The sequence below is a fragment of the Thalassospira profundimaris WP0211 genome (assembly GCF_000300275.1).
Lineage (GTDB): Bacteria > Pseudomonadota > Alphaproteobacteria > Rhodospirillales > Thalassospiraceae > Thalassospira > Thalassospira profundimaris.
The window spans coordinates 406,195-426,527 of sequence record NZ_AMRN01000002.1; the positions used below are offsets into that span (position 1 = coordinate 406,195).

General features: G+C 55.4%; 18 protein-coding genes. 12 read left to right on the forward strand and 6 right to left on the reverse strand.

All coding sequences use genetic code 11. From position 1 onward, the window contains the following. Nucleotides 1-195: 195 nt before the first annotated feature. Entirely contained in the window at nucleotides 196-516 is a 321-nt protein-coding gene (locus TH2_RS21470) for a hypothetical protein (RefSeq protein WP_167549069.1), read from the reverse strand. Nucleotides 517-652: 136 nt separating this feature from the next. On the opposite strand from TH2_RS21470, the gene TH2_RS06130 reads away from it, so the two are divergent. The 3 genes from TH2_RS06130 (at nucleotide 653) to TH2_RS06140 (ending at nucleotide 3,876) form a co-directional block, all read left to right on the forward strand. After that, the gene (locus tag TH2_RS06130; RefSeq protein ID WP_238538665.1) at nucleotides 653-1,960 is read left to right on the forward strand and encodes an MFS transporter; all 1,308 of its coding nucleotides are present in this window, start codon (nucleotides 653-655) and stop codon (nucleotides 1,958-1,960) included. 149 nt (nucleotides 1,961-2,109) lie between these two features. Beyond that, nucleotides 2,110-2,697, forward strand: coding sequence for an ANTAR domain-containing response regulator (locus tag TH2_RS06135; protein WP_008889538.1), 588 nt, complete (start codon nucleotides 2,110-2,112; stop codon nucleotides 2,695-2,697). Nucleotides 2,698-2,700: 3 nt separating this feature from the next. Continuing rightward, a complete protein-coding gene (locus TH2_RS06140; RefSeq protein WP_008889539.1) occupies nucleotides 2,701-3,876 on the forward strand; it encodes a CmpA/NrtA family ABC transporter substrate-binding protein in 1,176 nt (391 codons plus the stop codon). Nucleotides 3,877-3,924: 48 nt separating this feature from the next. Here the strand turns inward: TH2_RS06140 and TH2_RS06145 are convergent, their stop codons facing one another. Next, nucleotides 3,925-4,566 carry a TetR/AcrR family transcriptional regulator gene (locus TH2_RS06145; RefSeq protein ID WP_008889540.1) on the reverse strand — a complete coding sequence of 214 codons (642 nt, stop codon included), beginning with the start codon at nucleotides 4,564-4,566 and terminating at the stop codon, nucleotides 3,925-3,927. A gap of 148 nt (nucleotides 4,567-4,714) precedes the next feature. On the opposite strand from TH2_RS06145, the gene TH2_RS06150 reads away from it, so the two are divergent. Continuing rightward, a complete protein-coding gene (locus TH2_RS06150; protein ID WP_008889541.1) occupies nucleotides 4,715-6,751 on the forward strand; it encodes an NADH:flavin oxidoreductase in 2,037 nt (678 codons plus the stop codon). A gap of 49 nt (nucleotides 6,752-6,800) precedes the next feature. Here the strand turns inward: TH2_RS06150 and TH2_RS06155 are convergent, their stop codons facing one another. Continuing rightward, nucleotides 6,801-7,679: a LysR substrate-binding domain-containing protein gene (locus tag TH2_RS06155; protein ID WP_008889542.1), complete on the reverse strand. Its 879-nt coding sequence runs from the start codon at nucleotides 7,677-7,679 to the stop codon at nucleotides 6,801-6,803. 149 nt (nucleotides 7,680-7,828) lie between these two features. Between TH2_RS06155 and TH2_RS06160 the strand changes: the two genes are divergently transcribed. Together TH2_RS06160 and TH2_RS06165 are read left to right on the forward strand one after the other, a co-directional pair. Beyond that, nucleotides 7,829-9,070 carry an aromatic ring-hydroxylating oxygenase subunit alpha gene (locus tag TH2_RS06160; protein ID WP_008889543.1) on the forward strand — a complete coding sequence of 414 codons (1,242 nt, stop codon included), beginning with the start codon at nucleotides 7,829-7,831 and terminating at the stop codon, nucleotides 9,068-9,070. A 4-nt stretch (nucleotides 9,071-9,074) separates the two neighbouring features. Next, the gene (locus TH2_RS06165) at nucleotides 9,075-10,142 is read left to right on the forward strand and encodes an FAD-binding oxidoreductase (protein WP_008889544.1); all 1,068 of its coding nucleotides are present in this window, start codon (nucleotides 9,075-9,077) and stop codon (nucleotides 10,140-10,142) included. Here TH2_RS06165 and TH2_RS06170 read toward each other — a convergent pair whose 3' ends face one another. Beyond that, nucleotides 10,143-11,162 (reverse strand): GlxA family transcriptional regulator, encoded by a 1,020-nt coding sequence (locus tag TH2_RS06170; protein ID WP_081579278.1) that lies wholly within the window; start codon nucleotides 11,160-11,162, stop codon nucleotides 10,143-10,145. It abuts the gene before it with no gap. Nucleotides 11,163-11,259: 97 nt separating this feature from the next. Between TH2_RS06170 and TH2_RS06175 the strand changes: the two genes are divergently transcribed. The 6 genes from TH2_RS06175 to TH2_RS06200 all read left to right on the forward strand — a co-directional run bounded on the left by TH2_RS06175 (nucleotide 11,260) and on the right by TH2_RS06200 (nucleotide 18,449). Beyond that, nucleotides 11,260-12,513: a sarcosine oxidase subunit beta family protein gene (locus TH2_RS06175; protein WP_008889546.1), complete on the forward strand. Its 1,254-nt coding sequence runs from the start codon at nucleotides 11,260-11,262 to the stop codon at nucleotides 12,511-12,513. A gap of 11 nt (nucleotides 12,514-12,524) precedes the next feature. After that, the gene (locus TH2_RS06180; protein WP_008889547.1) at nucleotides 12,525-12,827 is read left to right on the forward strand and encodes a sarcosine oxidase subunit delta; all 303 of its coding nucleotides are present in this window, start codon (nucleotides 12,525-12,527) and stop codon (nucleotides 12,825-12,827) included. After that, the gene (locus tag TH2_RS06185; RefSeq protein WP_008889548.1) at nucleotides 12,824-15,817 is read left to right on the forward strand and encodes a sarcosine oxidase subunit alpha; all 2,994 of its coding nucleotides are present in this window, start codon (nucleotides 12,824-12,826) and stop codon (nucleotides 15,815-15,817) included. The genes TH2_RS06180 and TH2_RS06185 overlap by 4 nt, the downstream gene beginning before the upstream one ends. A 15-nt stretch (nucleotides 15,818-15,832) precedes the next feature. Beyond that, nucleotides 15,833-16,384: a sarcosine oxidase subunit gamma gene (locus tag TH2_RS06190; RefSeq protein ID WP_008889549.1), complete on the forward strand. Its 552-nt coding sequence runs from the start codon at nucleotides 15,833-15,835 to the stop codon at nucleotides 16,382-16,384. A gap of 170 nt (nucleotides 16,385-16,554) precedes the next feature. Beyond that, the gene (locus TH2_RS06195) at nucleotides 16,555-17,493 is read left to right on the forward strand and encodes a 2-hydroxyacid dehydrogenase (protein ID WP_008889550.1); all 939 of its coding nucleotides are present in this window, start codon (nucleotides 16,555-16,557) and stop codon (nucleotides 17,491-17,493) included. Nucleotides 17,494-17,597: 104 nt separating this feature from the next. After that, nucleotides 17,598-18,449: an urea carboxylase-associated family protein gene (locus TH2_RS06200; RefSeq protein ID WP_008889551.1), complete on the forward strand. Its 852-nt coding sequence runs from the start codon at nucleotides 17,598-17,600 to the stop codon at nucleotides 18,447-18,449. A 63-nt stretch (nucleotides 18,450-18,512) separates the two neighbouring features. On the opposite strand, the gene modC is transcribed toward TH2_RS06200, so the two are convergent. Both modC and modB read right to left on the reverse strand, forming a co-directional pair. Then, the gene (modC, locus tag TH2_RS06205) at nucleotides 18,513-19,643 is read right to left on the reverse strand and encodes a molybdenum ABC transporter ATP-binding protein (protein ID WP_008889552.1); all 1,131 of its coding nucleotides are present in this window, start codon (nucleotides 19,641-19,643) and stop codon (nucleotides 18,513-18,515) included. Next, nucleotides 19,640-20,332, reverse strand: coding sequence for a molybdate ABC transporter permease subunit (gene modB, locus TH2_RS06210; RefSeq protein WP_008889553.1), 693 nt, complete (start codon nucleotides 20,330-20,332; stop codon nucleotides 19,640-19,642). Before modB ends, modC begins: the two co-directional genes overlap by 4 nt. Between the last annotated feature and the right edge of the window lies 1 nt (nucleotide 20,333).

A 20,333-nucleotide genomic window follows, 5' to 3' on the forward strand; every position in this document is an offset into this window, starting at 1 on the left:
TATATATGAGATCGGCATTTCGCCGGAGCCGCAGGCGACACTGCCCGCGCTCATGCCTCTCTATATTCAAGTGGCATGCCAAAAACTATACTTCGGAAAAATATCTGATAAGCGTTTGAAAAATATCTGATATTTTCACCTTCCTGTTTTACCAGTGACCAATGGAAATGCTATGAGTGATTAAAATATAAACAGTTAAAAATGATGGTGATCTTTTTTTGTGCATTTGTCAGGCGTTTTGAGTTCTGCGAAATTTCTCTGTGCAGATGCAGTGAGATAAAATTCCCATAAATCAGCTGTTTGGTGCGTTTTTCCCGCATCGCGGAAAAATTGGCGCGGTGTTTGCAATGTGGAATTCGTGTGAGCAGCTTTGACGAAAGCAGGCCCAATGACGGGTGGCTCACAGTTCTTCGTCCAACGGCGGACGATCAGACGTTTGGAATTGCAGCGCGATGACCGCGCAGCCTTTCCGATACGAATGACGGGCCGCCTGCAGACATCTTCCAGATGAAGCATTTAGGCCCATGGGGAAAAACCGTCGGTCGCTTACAACAGACATTCAGTGCTGTGCGGCCTAAACGAAGGGCTTCTGATCATGGAAATCAAGAACAAGGCTACACGCATAAATCTATTCAGTCTCAAGACTGTCCAGATGCGTACTTTCCACCTTACCTGGCTTTCATTCTTCCTGTGCTTCTTTGGTTGGTTCGGGATCGCACCGCTGATGCCGCTGGTGCGCGATGACCTGGGTCTTAGCAAAAGCGAAATCGGCAGTACCATCATTGCCTCGGTCGCGATTACGGTTCTGGTCCGACTTTTGATCGGACCGCTTTGCGACAAGATCGGCCCGCGCAAGACTTATACCGGTCTTCTGGTGCTGGGGTCGCTTCCGGTCATGCTGATCGGTCTTGCCGACAGTTATGAAACCTTCCTGCTTGCCCGTCTGGCCATTGGCTCAATCGGCGCATCCTTTGTCATCACGCAGTATCATACCTCCATGATGTTTGCGCCAAACGTTGTCGGGACGGCCAATGCCACGACGGCGGGCTGGGGTAACCTTGGCGGTGGCGTGACCCAGATGGTCATGCCAGCAATCCTTGCGATGGTTCTTGGTTTTGGCGTGGCTGAAACCATGGGCTGGCGTCTGGCGATGGTGTTCCCGGGTGCGATCATGCTGGTTGTTGCCGTGCTGTACTGGGTCTTCACCACCGACTGCCCGGAAGGCAACTATGCCGACATGCGCAAAAGTGGCGCGCTGAAGCCGGAAGACGATACTGCCGGTGCCGCCAAGGGCATGATGGCTGCTGTTTCCGATTACCGTGTCTGGGCATTGTTCCTGGTGTATGCCGCCTGCTTTGGTGTCGAACTGACGATCAACAACATTGCAGCGATCTATTTCTTCGACAAGTTTGAGCTTTCATTGGCAAGCGCTGGCATGATTGCCGGTCTGTTTGGTTTGATGAACATTTTTGCCCGTACGCTGGGCGGTGTGTTCTCTGACAAATTTGCTGCCAAAGGTGGTCTTTCGGGTCGTGTGAAATTCCTGTTCATGGCACTGTTCATCGAAGGCATCGCACTTGTTGCCTTCTCGCAGATGGAAGCACTGGTTGTGGCCGTTTCGGTAATGATCGTCTTCTCGCTGTTTGTTCAGATGTCAGAAGGTGCGACCTTCGGGATTGTGCCGTTCGTTAACCGCAAGGCGCTTGGCTCTGTTGCCGGTATTGTCGGTGCGGGCGGTAATGCTGGCGCGGTCGCAGCGGGCTTCCTGTTCAAGTCCGAAGCACTTACCTATCAGGAAGGTCTTCTGTATCTCGGTTTGGCTGTGATCATCTGCTCGTTTGCAGCTTTGGCGGTGCGTTTCTCGGCGGAAACCCAGGCCGAAGAAAAGGCACGTTTCGATGCAGCACAGTCAGAACGTTTTGGAACTTCGGGTACAGCGCAGCCGGTTCCGGCTGAATAAGATACGCTGTTTGATATGATCTTCTCGGGATGCGGTTGGAACCGCATCCCGAAACCAATAATCCGGACCCGTAAACGGGACGGAGCATATAAAAAAATATCTCAGAGAGGCGCAGCCATATCAGGCTGTCAGGGAGTTAGGGTTAGTTGGTGAAGCTGGAAGAATTCAATATTCTGGTGATTGACGAAAATCCGGACCGTGCGGCGATTGTCGAACGTGGTCTGGTTGAAAGCGGCTATACCCGCGTGGCCCGTATCGGCACGTCCCATAATCTGGTTGAGCGCATTCAGGCGTTGGCGCCAGACATCATCATCATCGATCTTGAAAACCCCGACCGCGATACGCTTGAACAGATGTTTCAGGTGTCGCGCGCCATTGCGCGCCCGATTGCGATGTTCGTTGATCAAAGTGACGCATCCATGATCCACGAGGCGGTGTCGGCAGGTGTAAGTGCCTATGTGGTTGATGGCCTGCGTCAGGACCGCATTCGCCCGATTGTCGAAATGGCGATTTCGCGGTTCAACGTCTTTGATCAGCTGCGCCGCGAACGTGATGAAGCGCAGGCAAAGCTCAATGAACGCAAACTGATTGAACGGGCCAAGGGCATCCTGATGAAAGAAAAAGGTCTGTCCGAAGAAGATTCTTATGCGCTGTTGCGCAAAAACGCCATGAAGCAAAATCGCAAGATTTACGAAATCGCGCAAAGCGTCATCACGGCGTTTCAGTTGGAGTTTTGATGGATGGCTAACAAGGTTCGTCTCGGTTTTGTTCCACTGGTCGATTGTGCCATTCCGGTGGTGGCGCGTGCCATGGGGTTTGCCCAGCAGGAGAATATCGATCTGGAACTGGTCCGTGAAATGTCATGGGCAGCCATTCGTGACAAGCTTTCCTTTGGCATGTTTGAAGCAGCCCACCTTTTGGCGGGAATTCCGATCGCCGCACGGCTTGGGCTTGGCGGACTGCCGGTTCAAAATATCGTCGTGCCGATGGCGTTGGGCCGTGGTGGTAATGCGATTACGGTCTCTACCCAACTTTATCAGCGCATGTTGGAGGCCGACCCGAATGCGATGCTTGGTCCGCGCGGGCGGTCGGCCAGGGCGCTTAAAAAGGTCATTGATGAAGACAAGGCCGAAGGGCGCCCGATCCTGTCCTTTGCCACCGTGTTTCCGTTCTCAAGCCACAACTATGAGCTTCGCTACTGGATGGCGGCAGCCGGGATTGATCCGGACATGGATGTGAATATCGGCGTGATCGCGCCGCCGCGCATGTTTGACAGTCTGCGTAATGGCTGGGTGGATGGTTATTGCGTTGGTGAACCATGGAACCAGCGGGCGGTGTTTCACGGTGATGGCGTTATTGTTGCGCTTAAGGACGATATCTGGTCACGAAGCCCGGAGAAGGTTCTTGGTCTGCGGGAAGACTGGGCGCAAAGCAATCCGGAACTTGTTTCTGCGCTTGTGCGTGCACTTGTCCGGGCTGCTGAATGGGCCGACCAGCCGGGGAACCGCGTTGAGCTGGCCCACATACTGTCTGAGGAGGCCAATGTCGGCGCGCCGTTTGAAGTGCTGAAGGCATCGCTGAGCGGTAAGCCGGTTTTGCGTCCGGGGGAACCACCGATAGATCTTCCTGACCGTCATGTCTTTTACCGATACACCGCGACTTTCCCTTGGTTGTCACAGGGGCGCTGGATTGGCGAACAAATGAAGCGTTGGCGACAAATCCCCCAAGACACGGATCTTAAGGCCGTCATTCCCGATGTCTTCCGACCGGACCTTTATCGAACGGCAGTTGCCGGGCTGGATGTTCTGGTTCCGCAGGATGACTGGCGCATCGAAGGTGCCGCAGATGCGCCGGATCGATCACTTGTTGGTATGGATCAATTCCTTGATGATACGATTTTCAAGGCAGAGTTCTGAGCAGAAAGGTGGGTTTGGCCGCCCTGCAAATCTGATGAGCTGACCGGTTCAGGGCGCAAAATTGTGCCGCGCGTAAAACCGGTTGAGTTCGCTTTGTGTCGGTGCCTGGCCGCAGAATGTTTCGACATAGCCCGGAATGCGTGCCATGCGCACGGCTAGATCTTCGTTTGCTTTCATCGAGATATAGCCGATCTGTACCAGATAGATCGCACGGGCGCGGACGTCTGCCATGCGTTCTTCCTGTCCAAAATGGATGAACAATTTGGCGAGCGCATCAAGGCGTTGCTGATCGGCCTTTTCAATTTCAGCCCGGACATCATCGGACTGCATCGACCAGCTGCGGACGGCAAATTCAAGACGCGAGTCAAACAGGTCGGGCATCAGCCAGCAATCGATAATGTTCAGCATCGCTTCCGAGACGGTCTCGGCATAGGCCTCTGTTTGTTTGATCAGATTGCCGGTGTTCTTTTCGCGCCACAGATCCAGCAGGGCACCCAGCAACTCCTTTCGGTCCTTGAAAAACCAATAGAAGCTGGTGCGTGACAGGTTCAGGCGTTTTGCCAATGGCTGGATCTTCACACCATCGACACCGGTTTCAAGTAGGGCGTCATAGGCTGCGTTCAGCCAAATCTCGGCCGACCCGCGCCAGCCGCTATTTTGCCCGGCGATATCTTCAATTTGTTCTTCCATGGACGTTTCCTTAGCAAACTGCCTGGATCGCGACAAGCAAAGTGTACATGAATGTATCTGAAATATACATCAGTGAACTTAAAATTGACATAACTGTACATTTCTGAATATCGTCATGGGCAGAGAGTCCAAACCCGGAGCCCCGCACATGTCCAACGATCCGCTTCTTCAGCCCTATCAGCTTAAACATCTAACACTGCGCAACCGCATCATGATGACGTCGCACGAACCGGCCTATCCCGAGGATGGCATGCCAAAGGATCGTTATCGCGCCTATCATGTGGAACGCGCCAAGGGTGGTGTCGCCATGACGATGACGGCGGGATCGGCTGCGGTGTCAAAGGACAGCCCGCCGGTTTTCAACAACCTGCTGGTCTGGAAGGATGAAGTCGTTCCGTGGATGAAGGACCTGACCGACGCGGTGCATGAACAGGGTGCCGCGGTTATGATCCAGCTGACCCATCTTGGCCGTCGCACGCGTTGGGACAAGGCAAACTGGTTGCCGGTAGTATCCCCGTCGCACAAGCGCGAAGCCGCCCACCGGGCCTTTCCGAAAAAGATGGAAGACTGGGATATCGAACGCATCATCAAGGATTATGCCGATGCGGCCGAACGTATGAAGGCGGGCGGTATGGACGGGATCGAGCTTCAGGCCTATGGCCATTTGATGGATCAGTTCTGGTCGCCGCTGACCAACGAACTTGATGGTCCTTATGGTGGCAGCATCGATAACCGTTTGCGCTTTACGTTTGATGTTCTGACTGAAATTCGCAAACGGGTTGGGCCGGATTTCATTGTCGGTGTGCGCTATACCGGTGATGAAGACCTTGAGGGTGGCTTGACCAAGGAAGATGGCCTGTCGATTTCAAAGCGTCTAAAAGACAGTGGCATGGTCGATTTCCTCAATGTCATTCGCGGGCATATCGATACGGATGCGGGTCTGACCGACGTGATCCCGATCCAGGGCATGGCGAACTCGCCGCATCTGGATTTTGCCGGGGAAATTCGCGCAGCCACCGATTTCCCGACTTTCCATGCCGCGAAAATCCCGGACGTTGCAACCGCACGCCATGCGATAGCATCGGGTAAGGTTGATATGGTTGGTATGACGCGCGCACACATCACCGATCCGCATATTGTCCGCAAGATCATTGAAAAGCGCGAAGATGAAATCCGTCCGTGCGTCGGGGCGAACTATTGCCTTGATCGCATCTATCAGGGCGGGTCGGCCTATTGCATCCACAACGCCGCAACCGGGCGTGAGCTTTCGATGCCTCAAATCATCGAGGCGGCAGAAACCCGTAAAAAGGTCGTGATCGTCGGATCTGGCCCGGCGGGCATGGAGGCCGCCCGTGTTGCTGGCGAACGTGGTCATGAAGTTGTTGTCTATGAAGTCGCCCCAAATCCGGGCGGGCAGATCCGCCTGACCGCGCAGAATGAACGCCGCCGTGAAATGATCAGCATCATTGAATGGCGCATGGCTGAATGCACCCGACTTGGCGTGACGTTCCATTTCAACACCTGGGCAGAGGCCGACACGATTACGGCCGAAAATCCTGATGTGGTGATCATCGCCACCGGCGGCATGCCCGATACCGAGGTGCTGTCAAAGGGCAATGATCTGGTTGTGTCGACCTGGGATATCATTTCGGGCGACGTCAAGCCGGGCGCCAATGTTCTGGTCTATGACGATGCCGGGGATCATGCCGGTTTGCAGGCTGCCGAACTGATTGCCCAAAGTGGTGCCAAGGTCGAAATCATGACACCGGATCGGTCCTTTGCACCGGAAGTCATGGCGATGAACCTTGTGCCCTATATGCGCAGCATGCAGAAGCTTGATACCACCTTTACGGTGACCTATCGCCTTGAGGCGGTGGAAAAGCAGGGCAACCAATTGGTCGCGTATGTAGGCAGTGATTATGGCGGGGTTGCCAAGCAGCGCATCGTTGATCAGATCGTGGTCAACCACGGCACCATTCCGCTTGATGATATCTATTTTGATCTCAAGCCCGGCTCATTGAACCATGGTGAAATGTCGCATGATGACCTTTTGGCCGGAAAGCCGCAATCGGTCGTGCGCAATCCCGACGGGACCTATCAGCTGTTCCGGATCGGGGATGCGGTATCGGCACGCAATACCCATGCGGCGATCTATGATGCATTGCGTTTGTTAAAAGACGTCTGATGCGCACGGCAAGCGCAGTGTTCTACTGCGCTTGCCGTTTCCCGTTATCTCAGGCGGCGTCGATCAGCCAGTCGACAAATATGCGGGCCTTTTCGGATGCGCGCGGATGGACGCGTAGATAAAATCCCATGGGGGATGGGATTTCGTCAGGCACAAGTTTGATCAGCCGTCCGTCTTCCAGCAGAGGCCCAACCAGCTCGTCCCAGCCAAGCACCGCACCGACGTCATCCTGCGCGGCCTGAAGCGCAATCGTGTAATTGTTGAGCTTGAAACTGCGGCCCTTTGGGGCCGGGCGTCCCAATGCACGGAACCAGTCGGTCCATGTTGTCCAGTCGGTTTCCTCGTTATGCAGGTGTATCAGGGGCGCACGCAAAAGATCATCAATCGTTTCGATGTTTTGTTCGGCCTTAAACGCCGGTGTGCCGATGGCGGCCACGCGATCCTGAAACAGTTTGTAATATCCGTCCGCCCCGTCATCGGGGTTGCTGTAATGGATGCTAAGATCGCAATACCCAGTCATGCCCGGCACATCCGAGACAATTTGCGACACCGTGATATTGGGATGAATTTTCCAGAAGGCGGCAATTTTTGGCGTAAGCCAAAGTGAACTGACAGCGGTTGTCGTCCGGATTGTGACATCAACCGTTTCGGGTTGATCGCGCAACTGAATGACCGTGTCGGAAATGGTTTCAAAGCCCCGTTGCAGGGCGACGAGAAGGAAGGCGCCTTTCTCGGTCAGCTCCACGCCCCGATTGCGGCGAATAAAAAGGGCGCTGCCAATATCGGCCTCAAGCGCCTTGATCTGATGGCTTACAGCCGCAGGCGTAACATTAAGTTCTGCCGCCGCATCCTTGAAGCTCATGTTGCGACCAGCTGCCTCAAAGCAGATCAGGGCATTTATCGAAGACAGATCATATGGGCGGGCCAAGAGCCTCTCCTGAAAACAGAGCAGGGTAACTTAGGTGAGTTTTTCAGATTAGCTGAGCTAAACCAAGATGAAAATTAATGCCGTTGTAAATCGTGGCATGAAGTTCACACTTTTGGTTGCTTCCAACCATCAAGAAACGGATTTCCGCCATGCCCGTTATGCCGCATTCAGTCCAAGAGCTTTTGGCGCGTCGCGTTCCCGGATATTCCCTGGAACAGCCGTTCTATACGGATCAGTCGATCTTTGAGCTCGACCTTGAAAACATTCATTACAAGGAATGGCTGTTTGCGATCCCAGCGTGTGAAATTGCCAAGGCGGGCGATTACGTCATTTATGAAGTCGGTGCTTATTCCGTCGTGATCGTACGCGGCAATGATCAGGTGGTGCGTGCCTTTCACAATTCATGCCGCCATCGCGGGTCGGTTCTGTGTAAAACGAAAAAGGGCCGGAATCCAAGGTTGGTTTGCCCGTATCACCAGTGGACCTACGACCTTGATGGCAAGTTGCTTTGGGCGCGTGACATGGGGCCGGATTTTGACAATTCAAAATTCGGGCTAAGCCCGGTTCATTGCCGGGTGATCCACGGGTTGGTTTACATTTGTCTGGCTGAAAATGCGCCGGATATCGAACCGTTCGCCAAGGCTGCCGAACGCTATCTTGCGCCACACGATCTTGAAAATTCCAAGGTCGCGTTTGAAAGCACGATTATCGAAAAGGCCAACTGGAAGCTGGTCTGGGAGAATAATCGGGAATGCTATCACTGCGGGGGCAACCACCCGTCTTTGTGCCGGACCTTCCCGGAAGATGCGCGTGCGATTGGCAGTACGTCCGATGGTGTTGTGGCCAGTGTGCTTGATGATCATGTGGCCCGCTGCGAGGCGGTTGGCGCGCCATCTGCCTATCAGATGGCCGATAGTGGTGAATGGCGTCTGGTGCGTGTGCCGCTTTTGGGGGAAGCCGAAAGTTATACTCTCGACACCAAGGCGGCTGTCAGCCTGCCGAACTCCAACATCCCGTTCAAAAATGCCGGATCGCTTTTGAAGTTCCATTATCCATCGACCTGGAACCATTTCCTGTCTGATCATGCGCTTGTTTTCCGTGTGACGCCGATCAGCCCGATGGAAACCGAAGTCGTCACCAAATGGCTTGTGCACAAGGACGCGGTTGAAGGCCGTGACTATGATCTGAAACGACTGACCGAAGTCTGGCTTGCGACCAATGCCGAAGACAAGGAAGTGGTCGAAAACAATCAGCGTGGCATTGCGACACCAGCCTACAAGGTTGGTCCGTATTCCGAAATCCACGAAGCCGGTGTTGCCCAGTTTGGCAACTGGTATGCGAAAACCCTGTTGGACAGGCTGACCCAAACCAGATTGATCGCGGCGGAGTAGGGCGATGTCTGTGATCGAGAAACCAAAGCTTGCCTTCTGGTCGGACTCCGAGGAACTGGAATGTGTTTCGTTCCTGCCAGAAGCCCCCAATGTCATGACATTTTGCTTCCAGTCGGTATCGGGCGCGTTGTTTAGTTATGACCCCGGGCAGTTTTTGACCCTCGAGCTGCCGGTGCCGGGCGGGCCGCTTTATCGGACCTATACGATTTCATCTTCGCCATCGAGGCCGACATCCTTGACAGTAACGGTCAAGGCGCAGGCGGGTTCGGTCGGCACGCGCTGGATGCTGGATCATTTGCGTCCGGGCGTGCGCATTCGGGCCAAGGGGCCGGCGGGCAGCTTTTCACTGGTTAATCATCCGGCGGATAAATATCTGTTCATTTCGGCGGGGTCGGGTATCACGCCGATGATGTCGATGACGACCTATCTTTATGACGCCGGGCGTGATCCCGACATTGTATTCGTCAATTGTGCAAAACGCCCCTCCGAGATCATCTTTCGCGAACGCCTGGAACACAGCGCGTCGCGGATCAATGGTATTGCCCTGAAATGGGTGGTTGAAGAAGCCGATCCCTACAAGCCGTGGACCGGGTATTTGGGGACGTTCAATCAGCTGATGCTGGGTCTGATGGCGCAGGATTATCTTGAACGTGGAGTGTTCTGTTGCGGACCGGAACCGTTCATGCAGGCCGTGCGCGAGGTTCTTGTCGGGCTTGGCTATGATATGGATCGCTACCATCAGGAAAGCTTCCACGCGCCGACGTTGGAAGCAGAAGAAGTGCCAGATGATGTCGTGCCTGATGAAGACAGCAAGGCGGTCATCGCATTCACCGCATCTGGCATCACGGCAAATTGCACCCAAACCGATACCGTCCTTGCCGCGGCGCGCACGGCAGGCCTTGTGATCCCGTCAGGCTGTTCGATGGGGATTTGCGGGACGTGCAAGGTGCGCAAGACCGAAGGGCAGGTTCATATGGTCCACAATGGCGGGATCACGGACGACGATATCGAGGAAGGCTATATCCTTGCTTGCTGCTCGAACCCGATCGGGCAAGTCACCATTGATGCCTGATCAGGGCTGGGCCGTCGGAACCGTGTTTCGGTATTCCGACGGGTTCATGCCGATTTCGGCCTTGAAGGCATGAATGAAATGCGATGCGTCGCAAAAACCGGTGCTAAGTGCGATCTGGGTGGTGGTTTTTCCCGTTTCGCCAAGCAGCTTCTTGGCGGCATCAAGCCGGATGCGCAGCGCCGCTCGTGACGGTGAAATGCCGATATCGGCATTAAACGCGCGTTCGAGCTTACGGCGTGTGACGCCAAGTTTTTCGGCCATTTTGGCGACGGTTTCGGGCGACTCAATATTCTGGCGCATTCGCAAAAGCGCCTTTTTCACCAGTGGTTCGCGGGCAACCAGATCGGTCTGAAAGCCCGGCTGCGGATTTTCGCCGGTCATGGCCTCGTTAATGATCATGATACTCAGGCTTTTGGTCGCCGCCGTGCGGCCGATGTGTTTTTCCACCACCCAGGCCGCCAGATGCGCGGCCCCATGCCCGCCCGAACAGGTCAGGCGATCCCGATCGACGACAAAGATCTGATCGGAAACCGGTTGGGCGGCTTCGAACCGTGCGACGAATTCGTCATGGTGAAACCAGCTAACACAGCATCGGTATCCTTCAAGCAGTCCCGCCTCATACAGCGCGAAAACACCGGTACACAAGCCAATCAGATTTTTGCCCTTGGCCGCAGCCGCCTTGAGATAGGCAATGCAATCAGATGAAAACCCGCCCTGTTCTTGAATTAGGCCGCCGACAACCACGATATAGTCGTAGTCACCGGCATTGCGCAGACGCGTGTCAGGCTGCACCTTGACCCCGCAACTTGATCGTACCGGGTTCATGGTATCAGACAGCACCGTCCAGTCGCAGTGAATGGGCCGCGAACGGTCGGCTTCATCGGCCGAAAGACGCAAGACATCGACAAAACTGGCAAACGCTGTCAGCGTGAAATTGTCTGCCAGCAGAAAGGCGACGCGAAGGCGCTTTTTTGCATTGGGTTTGCCGGGGTTTGATCCCGGGCTCGAAAAAGAGTTCATGGCAAAAATATACAATGAAATTGTCGCAATTATCCAGTCCGCAGAGCATGGACATTGATAGAGTTCCGGCAATGGTAAATCGGGGGATCGTATAATCATGACCCATTTTTCTGCGCTATCGCTTATCAAAAACGCCCTTAGCGGCCAAAAGAACTGGGAGCCGCAATGGCCCGACAGTGAGCCGAAGGCCGAATACGATGTCATCATCGTCGGCGCGGGTGGTCATGGTCTTGGTGCGGCTTATTATCTGGCCAAGGAACACGGCATCACCAATGTCGCCGTGATCGATAAGGGCTGGCTTGGCGGTGGGAACACCGGCCGTAACACGACGATCATTCGGTCGAACTACCTTTATGATGAAAGTGCCAAGCTTTATGACCATGCACTTGATCTGTGGGATGGCCTGAGCCAGGAACTGAACTACAACGTCATGTATTCGCAGCGCGGCGTTCTGATGCTCGCGCACAACGTTCATGACGTTCAAAGCTTCCAGCGCCACGTACATGCCAACCGCCTTAACGGTGTCGATAACGTCTGGCTGTCAGCCGAGGAAGCCAAGGAATTTTGCCCACCCCTCGATATTTCGCCGACTGCGCGTTACCCTGTCGTTGGCGCGGCGCTTCAGCGTCGCGCAGGAACCGCGCGCCACGATGCGGTGGCATGGGGTTATGCCCGTGGGGCGGCAGCACGCGGTGTTGATATCATTCAGAACTGCCCGGTAACCGCCATTCGCCGTGGCCCGGATGGCCGTGTCACCGGTGTTGAAACCGCCAAGGGTTTCATTGGTGCGAAAAAGGTTGCTGTTTCGGCCGCCGGTCATACCTCGGTCGTGATGGATACGGCAGGTGTTCGCATGCCGCTTGAAAGCTATCCGTTGCAGGCGCTGGTGTCCGAGCCGATCAAGCCGATCTTCCCCTGTGTGGTCATGTCCAACAGCGTGCATGCCTATATCAGCCAGTCTGACAAGGGCGAGCTCGTGATCGGGTCGGGCACCGACCAGTACACCAGTTATTCCCAGCGTGGCGGCCTGCCTCTGATCGAGCATACGGTTGCCGCGATCTGCGAGATCTTCCCGATCTTCAACCGCATGCGCATGCTGCGTAAGTGGGGTGGTATTGTCGATGTGACCCCGGACCGTTCAGCCATCCTTGGCAAGACGCCGGTACCGGGTCTTTATGTCAACTGTGGCTGGGGTACCGGCGGGTTCAAGGCAACCCCGGGTGCCGCCCATACACTGGCATGGACCGTGGCAAAGGATGATCCGCATCCGGCCAACGCGCCCTTCACCCTTGAACGTTTCAGCACCGGCCGTCTGATTGACGAAGCCGCTGCTGCCGCTGTTGCGCACTAAGGAGACCGGACATGCTTCTGATCCATTGCCCCTATTGCAATCAGACCCTGCCGGAACTGGAATTTACCTATGCCGGCGAAGCGCATATTGCACGTCCGGCCGATCCGTCGTCGGTCAGTGACGAAGAATGGCGTGATTTCCTGTTCATCCGCACCAACGTGAAGGGCCCGCATTATGAACGCTGGCGCCACTTCCATGGCTGCGGTCGATATTTCAACGCCGTGCGTGACACTGTCAGTGACCGGTTCCTGATCACCTATAAAACCGATGATCCCCGTCCTGAACTGTCCAAACTGTTGGAGAAATCGAAATGAGCAGCTTCCGCGTTTCCGGGCGTGGTCGCGTCGATCACACCCAACCCATCCAGTTCACCTTTGACGGCAAGAAGATCAAAGGTTTCAAAGGCGATACCATTGCATCGGCATTGCTGGCCAATGGCATTCACCTGATGGGTCGCTCGTTTAAATATCACCGCCCGCGTGGTGCCGTGACGGCCGGTTCGGAAGAACCGAACGCACTGGTCGGCACGCGCCGTGGTCCGGGCCGGTTTGAGCCAAACACCCGTGCGACTGTTCAGGAAATCTGGGACGGTCTTCAGGTCAACAGCCAGAACCGCTATCCCAGTCTGTCATTCGACATTGGTGCGATCAATGACAAGGCCTATATGCTGTTTTCGGCAGGGTTCTATTACAAGACCTTCATGTGGCCGAAATCCTTCTGGGACAAGGTCTATGAGCCGTTTATTCGTGCGGCGGCCGGTCTTGGCGTTTCGCCGACCGAACCGGATCCAGATCACTATGCTTCGCGCTACCTGCATACCGATGTTCTGATCATTGGTGCTGGTCCTGCCGGTCTTGCTGCTGCCCTTACGGCGGCACGTGCCGGATCGCAAGTGACCCTTGTTGACGAAAACCCCGAAGCGGGTGGTTCGCTTCTGTCTGAGCCGTCGGCCGTGATTGAAGATGTGCCAGCATGGGATTGGGTTGCCAAAACCGTGGCGGAACTCAAAGAGCTTGGCGTCAAAGTCATGACCCGCACGACGGCGATTGGCTATTACCACCAGAACATGGTTGGTCTGTGTGAAAAACTGACTGATCACTTGGCCAGCCCGGATGCAGAAACCCCGCGTGAACGCATGTGGCGTGTCCGCGCCAAGCAGGTTGTTCTGGCGCAAGGCGCACTGGAAAAACCGCTGGTATTTGATGGCAATGACCGCCCGGGAGTGATGCTTGCCGGTTCGGCCCAGACCTACATCAACCGCTATGGTGTGCGGGTTGGCAACAAGGCTGTCATCGTCACCAGCCATGACAGCGCATGGTACGCAGCCTTTGATCTGGCCGATGCGGGCACCACCATTGCTGCCATCGTCGATACCCGTTCCGAACCGAATGCCGATCTGATTGCCGAGGCCACCAAACGCGGCATTCGCATCATGGCCGGTCATACCGTGACCGGCACCGAAGGCCGCCTGCGTGTCAAATCGGTTCGGGTCAACCCGGTGACCGGATCGACGGTCGGTCAGGCTGAAATAATCGGATGTGATTGCCTTCTGATGTCGGGGGGCTGGACGCCGTCGCTGCATCTGTTTTCCCACACCAAGGGAACGCTTAAGTGGGACGACGAACGCCAGACCTTCTTGCCCGATCACAAGGCAGAAGAATGCGAAATCGCCGGTGCGGGCCGTGGCTTGTGGGGCATTGAAGCGGTCCTGAATGACGGTGCGGAAATGGGCGCGGCTGTGGCCAAAAGCCTTGGCAAAAAGGCCAAGGCGGCAAGCTACGGCGTTGCCAATGACCGTTCGGGAACCGGTGTCAGCCACAAGGAACTGCCGACCGATCTGGATGCTGGCAAGGCACGTGCCTTTGTCGATTACCAGAACGACGTGACGGCCAAGGACCTTCGTCTGGCGGTACGCGAAGGCATGCGTTCGATCGAACATGTCAAACGCTACACCACCAACGGCATGGCAACCGATCAGGGCAAGATGTCAAACATCAACGGCCTCAATATTGCCTCTGACGCATTGGGTGTGCCGCAGCCGAAAGTCGGTCTGACGACTTTCCGTCCGCCTTACACCCCGACGACCTTTGGCGCCTTCTGTGGTTATCACAAGGGCAGTCACTTTGAAGTGACGCGTAAAACCCCGATCGATAGTTGGGCCGAAGAAAACGGTGCCGCTTACGAGCCGGTCAGCCTGTGGCGCCGTGCATGGTACTTCCCTAAAGACGGCGAAGACATGCATGCAGCCGTGTCGCGCGAATGCCTTGCGACGCGTGCGAGTGTCGGCATCTTTGATGCATCGACCCTTGGCAAGATCGAGGTGGTTGGCCCGGATTCGGTTGAATTCATGAACCGCATGTACACCAACCCCTGGACCAAGCTGGCACCGGGGCGGGCACGTTATGGCCTTCTTCTGGGCGATGACGGGTTTATCCGTGATGACGGTGTCATTGGTCGTCTGGCCGATGATCGCTTCCATGTCACAACCACGACCGGTGGTGCGGCGCGTGTTCTGAACATGATGGAAGACTACCTTCAGACCGAGTGGCCGGACCTTGATGTCTGGCTGACTTCAACGACCGAGCAGTGGGCGACCATTGCACTGAACGGCCCAAATGCGCGCAAGGTGCTTGAGCCGTTTGTCGAAGGGTTGGATATGTCTGATGAGGCCTTCCCGCACATGTCAGTTGCCGAATGCCGCGTGGGTGGCTTCCCGGCGCGCTTGTTCCGCATCAGCTTTACCGGCGAAGTCGGCTTTGAGGTCAACGTTCCGGCCCATGCCGGTCGCGCCCTTTGGGAAATGCTGTTCGAAGCAGGCAAGAAATACGATATCTGCCCCTATGGGACTGAGACCATGCACGTGCTGCGTGCCGAGAAGGGCTATATCATTGTCGGTCAGGACACCGATGGCACAGTCACCCCGCATGATGCCGGGTTGAGCTGGGCAATCGGTAAAATGAAACCAGACTTCGTTGGCAAGCGCGGTCTCGCGCGTCCGGACCTCGTTGCCGAAGGCCGCAAGCAGTTGATTGGTCTTCTCACCGAAGATGGCAAAACCAAGCTTGAGGAAGGGGCGCAGATCGTTCTTGATCCGAACCAGCCCAAGCCGATGAAGATGGTCGGCCATGTGACATCAAGCTATCACAGCGATGCCGCAGGTCGCCCGATTGCCATGGCGCTGCTTGAAGACGGTTTCAATCGTATGGGTGAAACCATTTACATTCCGATGCCAGATCGTGTGATCAAGGCGACCGTCACCGGGACCGTGTTTTACGATCCCGAAGGCGAACGGTTGAAACTCTAGGCGGGGAACAGAAAAATGACGGTACTTACACACGCATTTACGCCAGGTCCGATCGTTGCTTCCGGGCAGGTTAAACTGACCCTGATGGCACCTGTTGCCCGTTTCTCGCTACGTTTGCGGGCGGCCAATATTCCGGCCGTATCCAAGGCGATTGGTGTTGATCTGGCAACCACAGTTGGCGTACGTGCGGCCAATGGCACGACTGAGTCCATCTGTCTCGGCCCGGATGAATGGCTGATTATTGCCAAGCCGGATGATGCCGACACAGTGACGAAGGTGTGCGCGGATGTCTATGCATCGGCAACCCACAGCCTGACCGAGGTGTCAGCCCGTGAAGTCACGGTACGCATCGAAGGCGAACGTGCGAGCGAGTTGCTGACCATCGGTTGCCCGCGCGATATCGACAGCATCCCTGTTGGTGGTGGCTGCCGCACAGTGATTGACGGTGTTACGGTTGTTCTTTGGCGGGATGCCGAGCAAAGCTTCCGCATGGATATCTGGCGTTCGTTCGCCCTGCACATCATTGATCTGCTGTGCACCGGCTGCAAGGAATTCGCGGCAGAATAATCTGCATTGGGGCGGGGTTTTGGTGATTGCCATCCCCGCCCTTATTGTATCCAGGCAAACGTATTAGGTTGAATGTGGTGTCCTGGTGATACGAAACTGCGCATCAACTTGTCTCAGGTGATTGAGGCCGCTAGTGTTTGCTGCAAACGCAGCCACCGAAAGAAGCCCCAATGATACGTTCCGTCCTTGCCCTTCTTGATATTCGCCCGGCCTACACGGCCATGTTGGCAGAACGCCACGATCTGCATCGTTATGACCTGGTTCCGGACAAGCAGAAATTTCTTGATGAAATGGGCGATCAGATCAGAGCCGTTGTGACATCCGCGCGGTTTGGTGTTCCGGAAGACTTGTTGGCGCAACTACCGAACCTTGAAGTCATTACAAGCTTTGGCGTTGGGTATGATGTGTTTGATCTTAAGGCACTGCGTGACCGCGGCATTCGTCTTTCAACCACACCTGACGTTCTGACCGAAGACGTTGCCGACACGGCGATCATGTTGATGCATGCAACCTTGCGGAAGCTTGTTTTGGGCGACGACTGGGTACGCAGTGGAAAATGGGCCGCAAAAGGTTCGATGGCATTGACCAGAAGTATACGCGGCAAGAAGCTCGGCATTGTCGGGCTGGGCCGGATCGGACAGGCAATCGCATCACGCGCAGTTCCAAGCGGTGTCGAGGTCGGCTATTTCGGACGCAGCAAGAAGGATGTCGAGTACCGGTTCTTCGACGATCTGACTGCACTCGCGACATGGTCGGATATCTTGGTGTTGTCGTGCCCCGGTGGGGCCGCGACCAACGGGATCGTTAATGAAGCGGTGCTTGATGCCCTTGGCAAAGAGGGTGTCGTGATCAATATCGCACGGGGATCGGTGATTGATGAACCGGCTTTGATTCGGGCGTTGCAGCACGGGTTGATTGCCGGCGCGGGACTTGATGTGTTCGAAAATGAACCGGATATCGATCCGGCCTTTGCCAATCTTCATAACGTTGTGCTCTATCCGCATCTGGCGAGTGGAACGGTGGAAACCCGCGATGCCATGGGCCAACTGGTTGTCGATAATCTTGATGCGTGGGACGAACGCCAAGAATTGATCACACCGCTTGTTTAGTTGATCGGTTGATCTGCCAGTCGGACAGGTTGAAACAGGCTTGTGTCAACGTGTCACTGTGCCATTCTGTCGCCCATCTATTTTCCTGTTATCGAGGCCACCCCATGACTTTCAAGCCCCAGCACCAAGCCCCTACAGACGCCGCCGAGCGTCGCGCGATTAAGCCGGTCGTTGTATATCCCAACGGAACCTTGCCCGAGCCTGACTTTGCGACCTTGGCCGAATTCAAGGCATCAATGAAGAAAGTGAACGAGGTTATCGTTCCGCCGCGCGATGCGCGCACGTTTCATGTGCCCAAGGGATACTTTTTCCGCATTGTCAGTGTCGATGGGCCGCAAGTCGGTGATTTGAACCTTTGGAATGCCAATGACCTGAAGGAACGGTTTTTCAGCGGCAAAACCCGTGCCCTGCATCGGACCCACCTGACCACAGGCGACCGTTTGTGGTCCAACATGCCCTATCTGCGTTCGATGGCGCTGATCAGCGAAGATACCCTTGATTGGTATGGTTTTGATGAGGACGGCGGCAGTGTGCATGACGTGATTGGCACGCGCTGCGACCCGTTCACCAACCGGTTGCTGTCAGGGAATGATTATCACCATTGCTGCCATTCCAACCTGTGCCGGGCATTCAGGGACGAGACCGGCATGTCGATGCAGGAAGCCGATCACTATGTGCATGATGTGTTGAACGTCTTCATGTGCACCGGCTTTACCAAGGACACCCATCAGTATTTCATGAAGGCAAGCCCGGTACGCCCGGGGGACTATCTTGAAATGTTTGCCGAGATCGATTTGCTGGGCAATTTGTCGACCTGTCCGGGTGGCGATTGCAGCACCGGCCATTCAAGTGATGAGGCCGCCTGTTATCCGCTTAAGGTCGAGATCTATGAAACCGATCCGGCCTTGCAGGATAAATGGGATTGGCCAGCGCCCAGTGCGTATCAGCACCCTTAAGCCTTAAAACAAACCCCCGTCGAAGATACCGACGGGGGTTTGTCGTTTCCTGGTGTGTCAGTTTTAGCGATCGCGTAACTGCCCATTGACCGTGACCGACTTGATCACGGCAAAGACCTTTTGATGGGGTTGCAGTTTTAAGCGTGATCCCGACCATTTCGTGATGCGGGCATGAATTTTGGGACGGCCACTGGTTTCCGCCAGAAGGGTGGCATCCGCATCCTGACCAAAGCACATGGTCACATCGATGGTGTCACCGGGCTCGTCACTGATTTTGGTGACGGTGACGGGAATGATGTTGTTCGCACTGATATCGTGCGGCGGGGTGCGGGCAATCATCACATCACGGGCACGAATATGCAGTCGGACACGATCACTTTTCGGGCGGCCAAGATAGGGCACGACAAGTCGTTGCCCACCACATTCAAGGAAGCTGACCTCGGCCTTGGGATCACGACTGACAATTCGGGCGGCCAGAACCGTTCCGGCATCAAAGCGCCCGGCAAGCGGCGCCAAGTCCGTGCGGCCCAGCATTTCAAATACCGACCCGGTCGCAAGTGTTTTGCCCTGATCAATGATTACCATGTGGTCGGCAAGGCGGGCGACCTCGTCAATCGCGTGGGTGACATAAAGGATCGGTATCTTGCGATGATCGCGCAACCATTCGAGATACGGCAGGATTTCCTGTTTGCGGGCGTGATCAAGGGCGGAAAGCGGCTCATCAAGCAGCAATACATCCGGATTGGACAAAAGAGCACGCCCAAGTGCCACCCGTTGCTTTTCCCCGCCAGACAGAAGGTTGGGTCGGCGATCCATCAGATCCCAGATATCAAGCATCTCAAGGATGGCCTGTTGTTCATCCTGTGGCAGTTTGTGGGGATTGCGGCGCGCCCCGTAAAACAGGTTGTCACGTACCGATTTATGCGGGAACAGGCGATTATCCTGAAACACGCAGCCAACCCGACGCTTGCGAACCGGAAGGTTGATGCCACGTGAATGTTCAAACAGTACATGATCGTTGATTTGAATATGGCCGCGATCCGGGCGGACCAAACCCGCAATCATGTTAACAAGTGTCGTCTTGCCGCTGCCAGAGGGGCCAAACAGGGCCGTTATACCCGGTTCAGGAATATTGAACTCGGCGGAAAGCCTGAAAGTCTTGAGACTGCGTTCAACATTGACACCGATGCTCATGACGCGGCCCTCTTGCGAATACGACGGAGCGCCAATTCAGACAGAAGCAGTCCGGCAAAGGCCAAGCCGATTGAAAGGGCGGCCAACCGTGCCGCAGCCAGTTCGCCGCCCGGTGTCTGGATCGCAGTATAGATCGCGAGTGGCAGGGTACGGGTTTCACCGGGGATGTTCGAGACGAACGTGATGATCGCGCCGAATTCGCCAAGGCTTGCGGCAAAGGCCGTGATGGCACCGGCAATGATACCGGGAAGTGCCAAAGGCAATGTCAGCGAAAAGAACCGGTCAATCGGCCCGGCGCCAAGGGTCTCAGCAGCCTGATAAAGACCCGGATTGACGTTTTCCAGGCTCAGTCGAATGGCGCGGACCTGAAACGGGAAGCTGACAATCGCTGATGCCAGTGCCGCGCCCGTCCAGCTAAAGACAAAACGCAGGTCAAAAGTCTCATACAGCCAAGCACCCAAGGGTGCCCGTGTGCCCAACGCAACAAGCAACAAATAACCCATCACAACCGGTGGCAGGATCAGCGGTAGATGCACAATCGCATCAAGAATAAAGCGCCCGGGAAATCGACCAAGAGCAAGCGCGGTTGCGACAATAATGGCAAAGGGAAGCGCACAAGCAACAGCAACGCCTGAGATGCGCAAGCTTAACAGAAGTGCCTCGATTTCGGCGGGGGTCAAACTGATCATT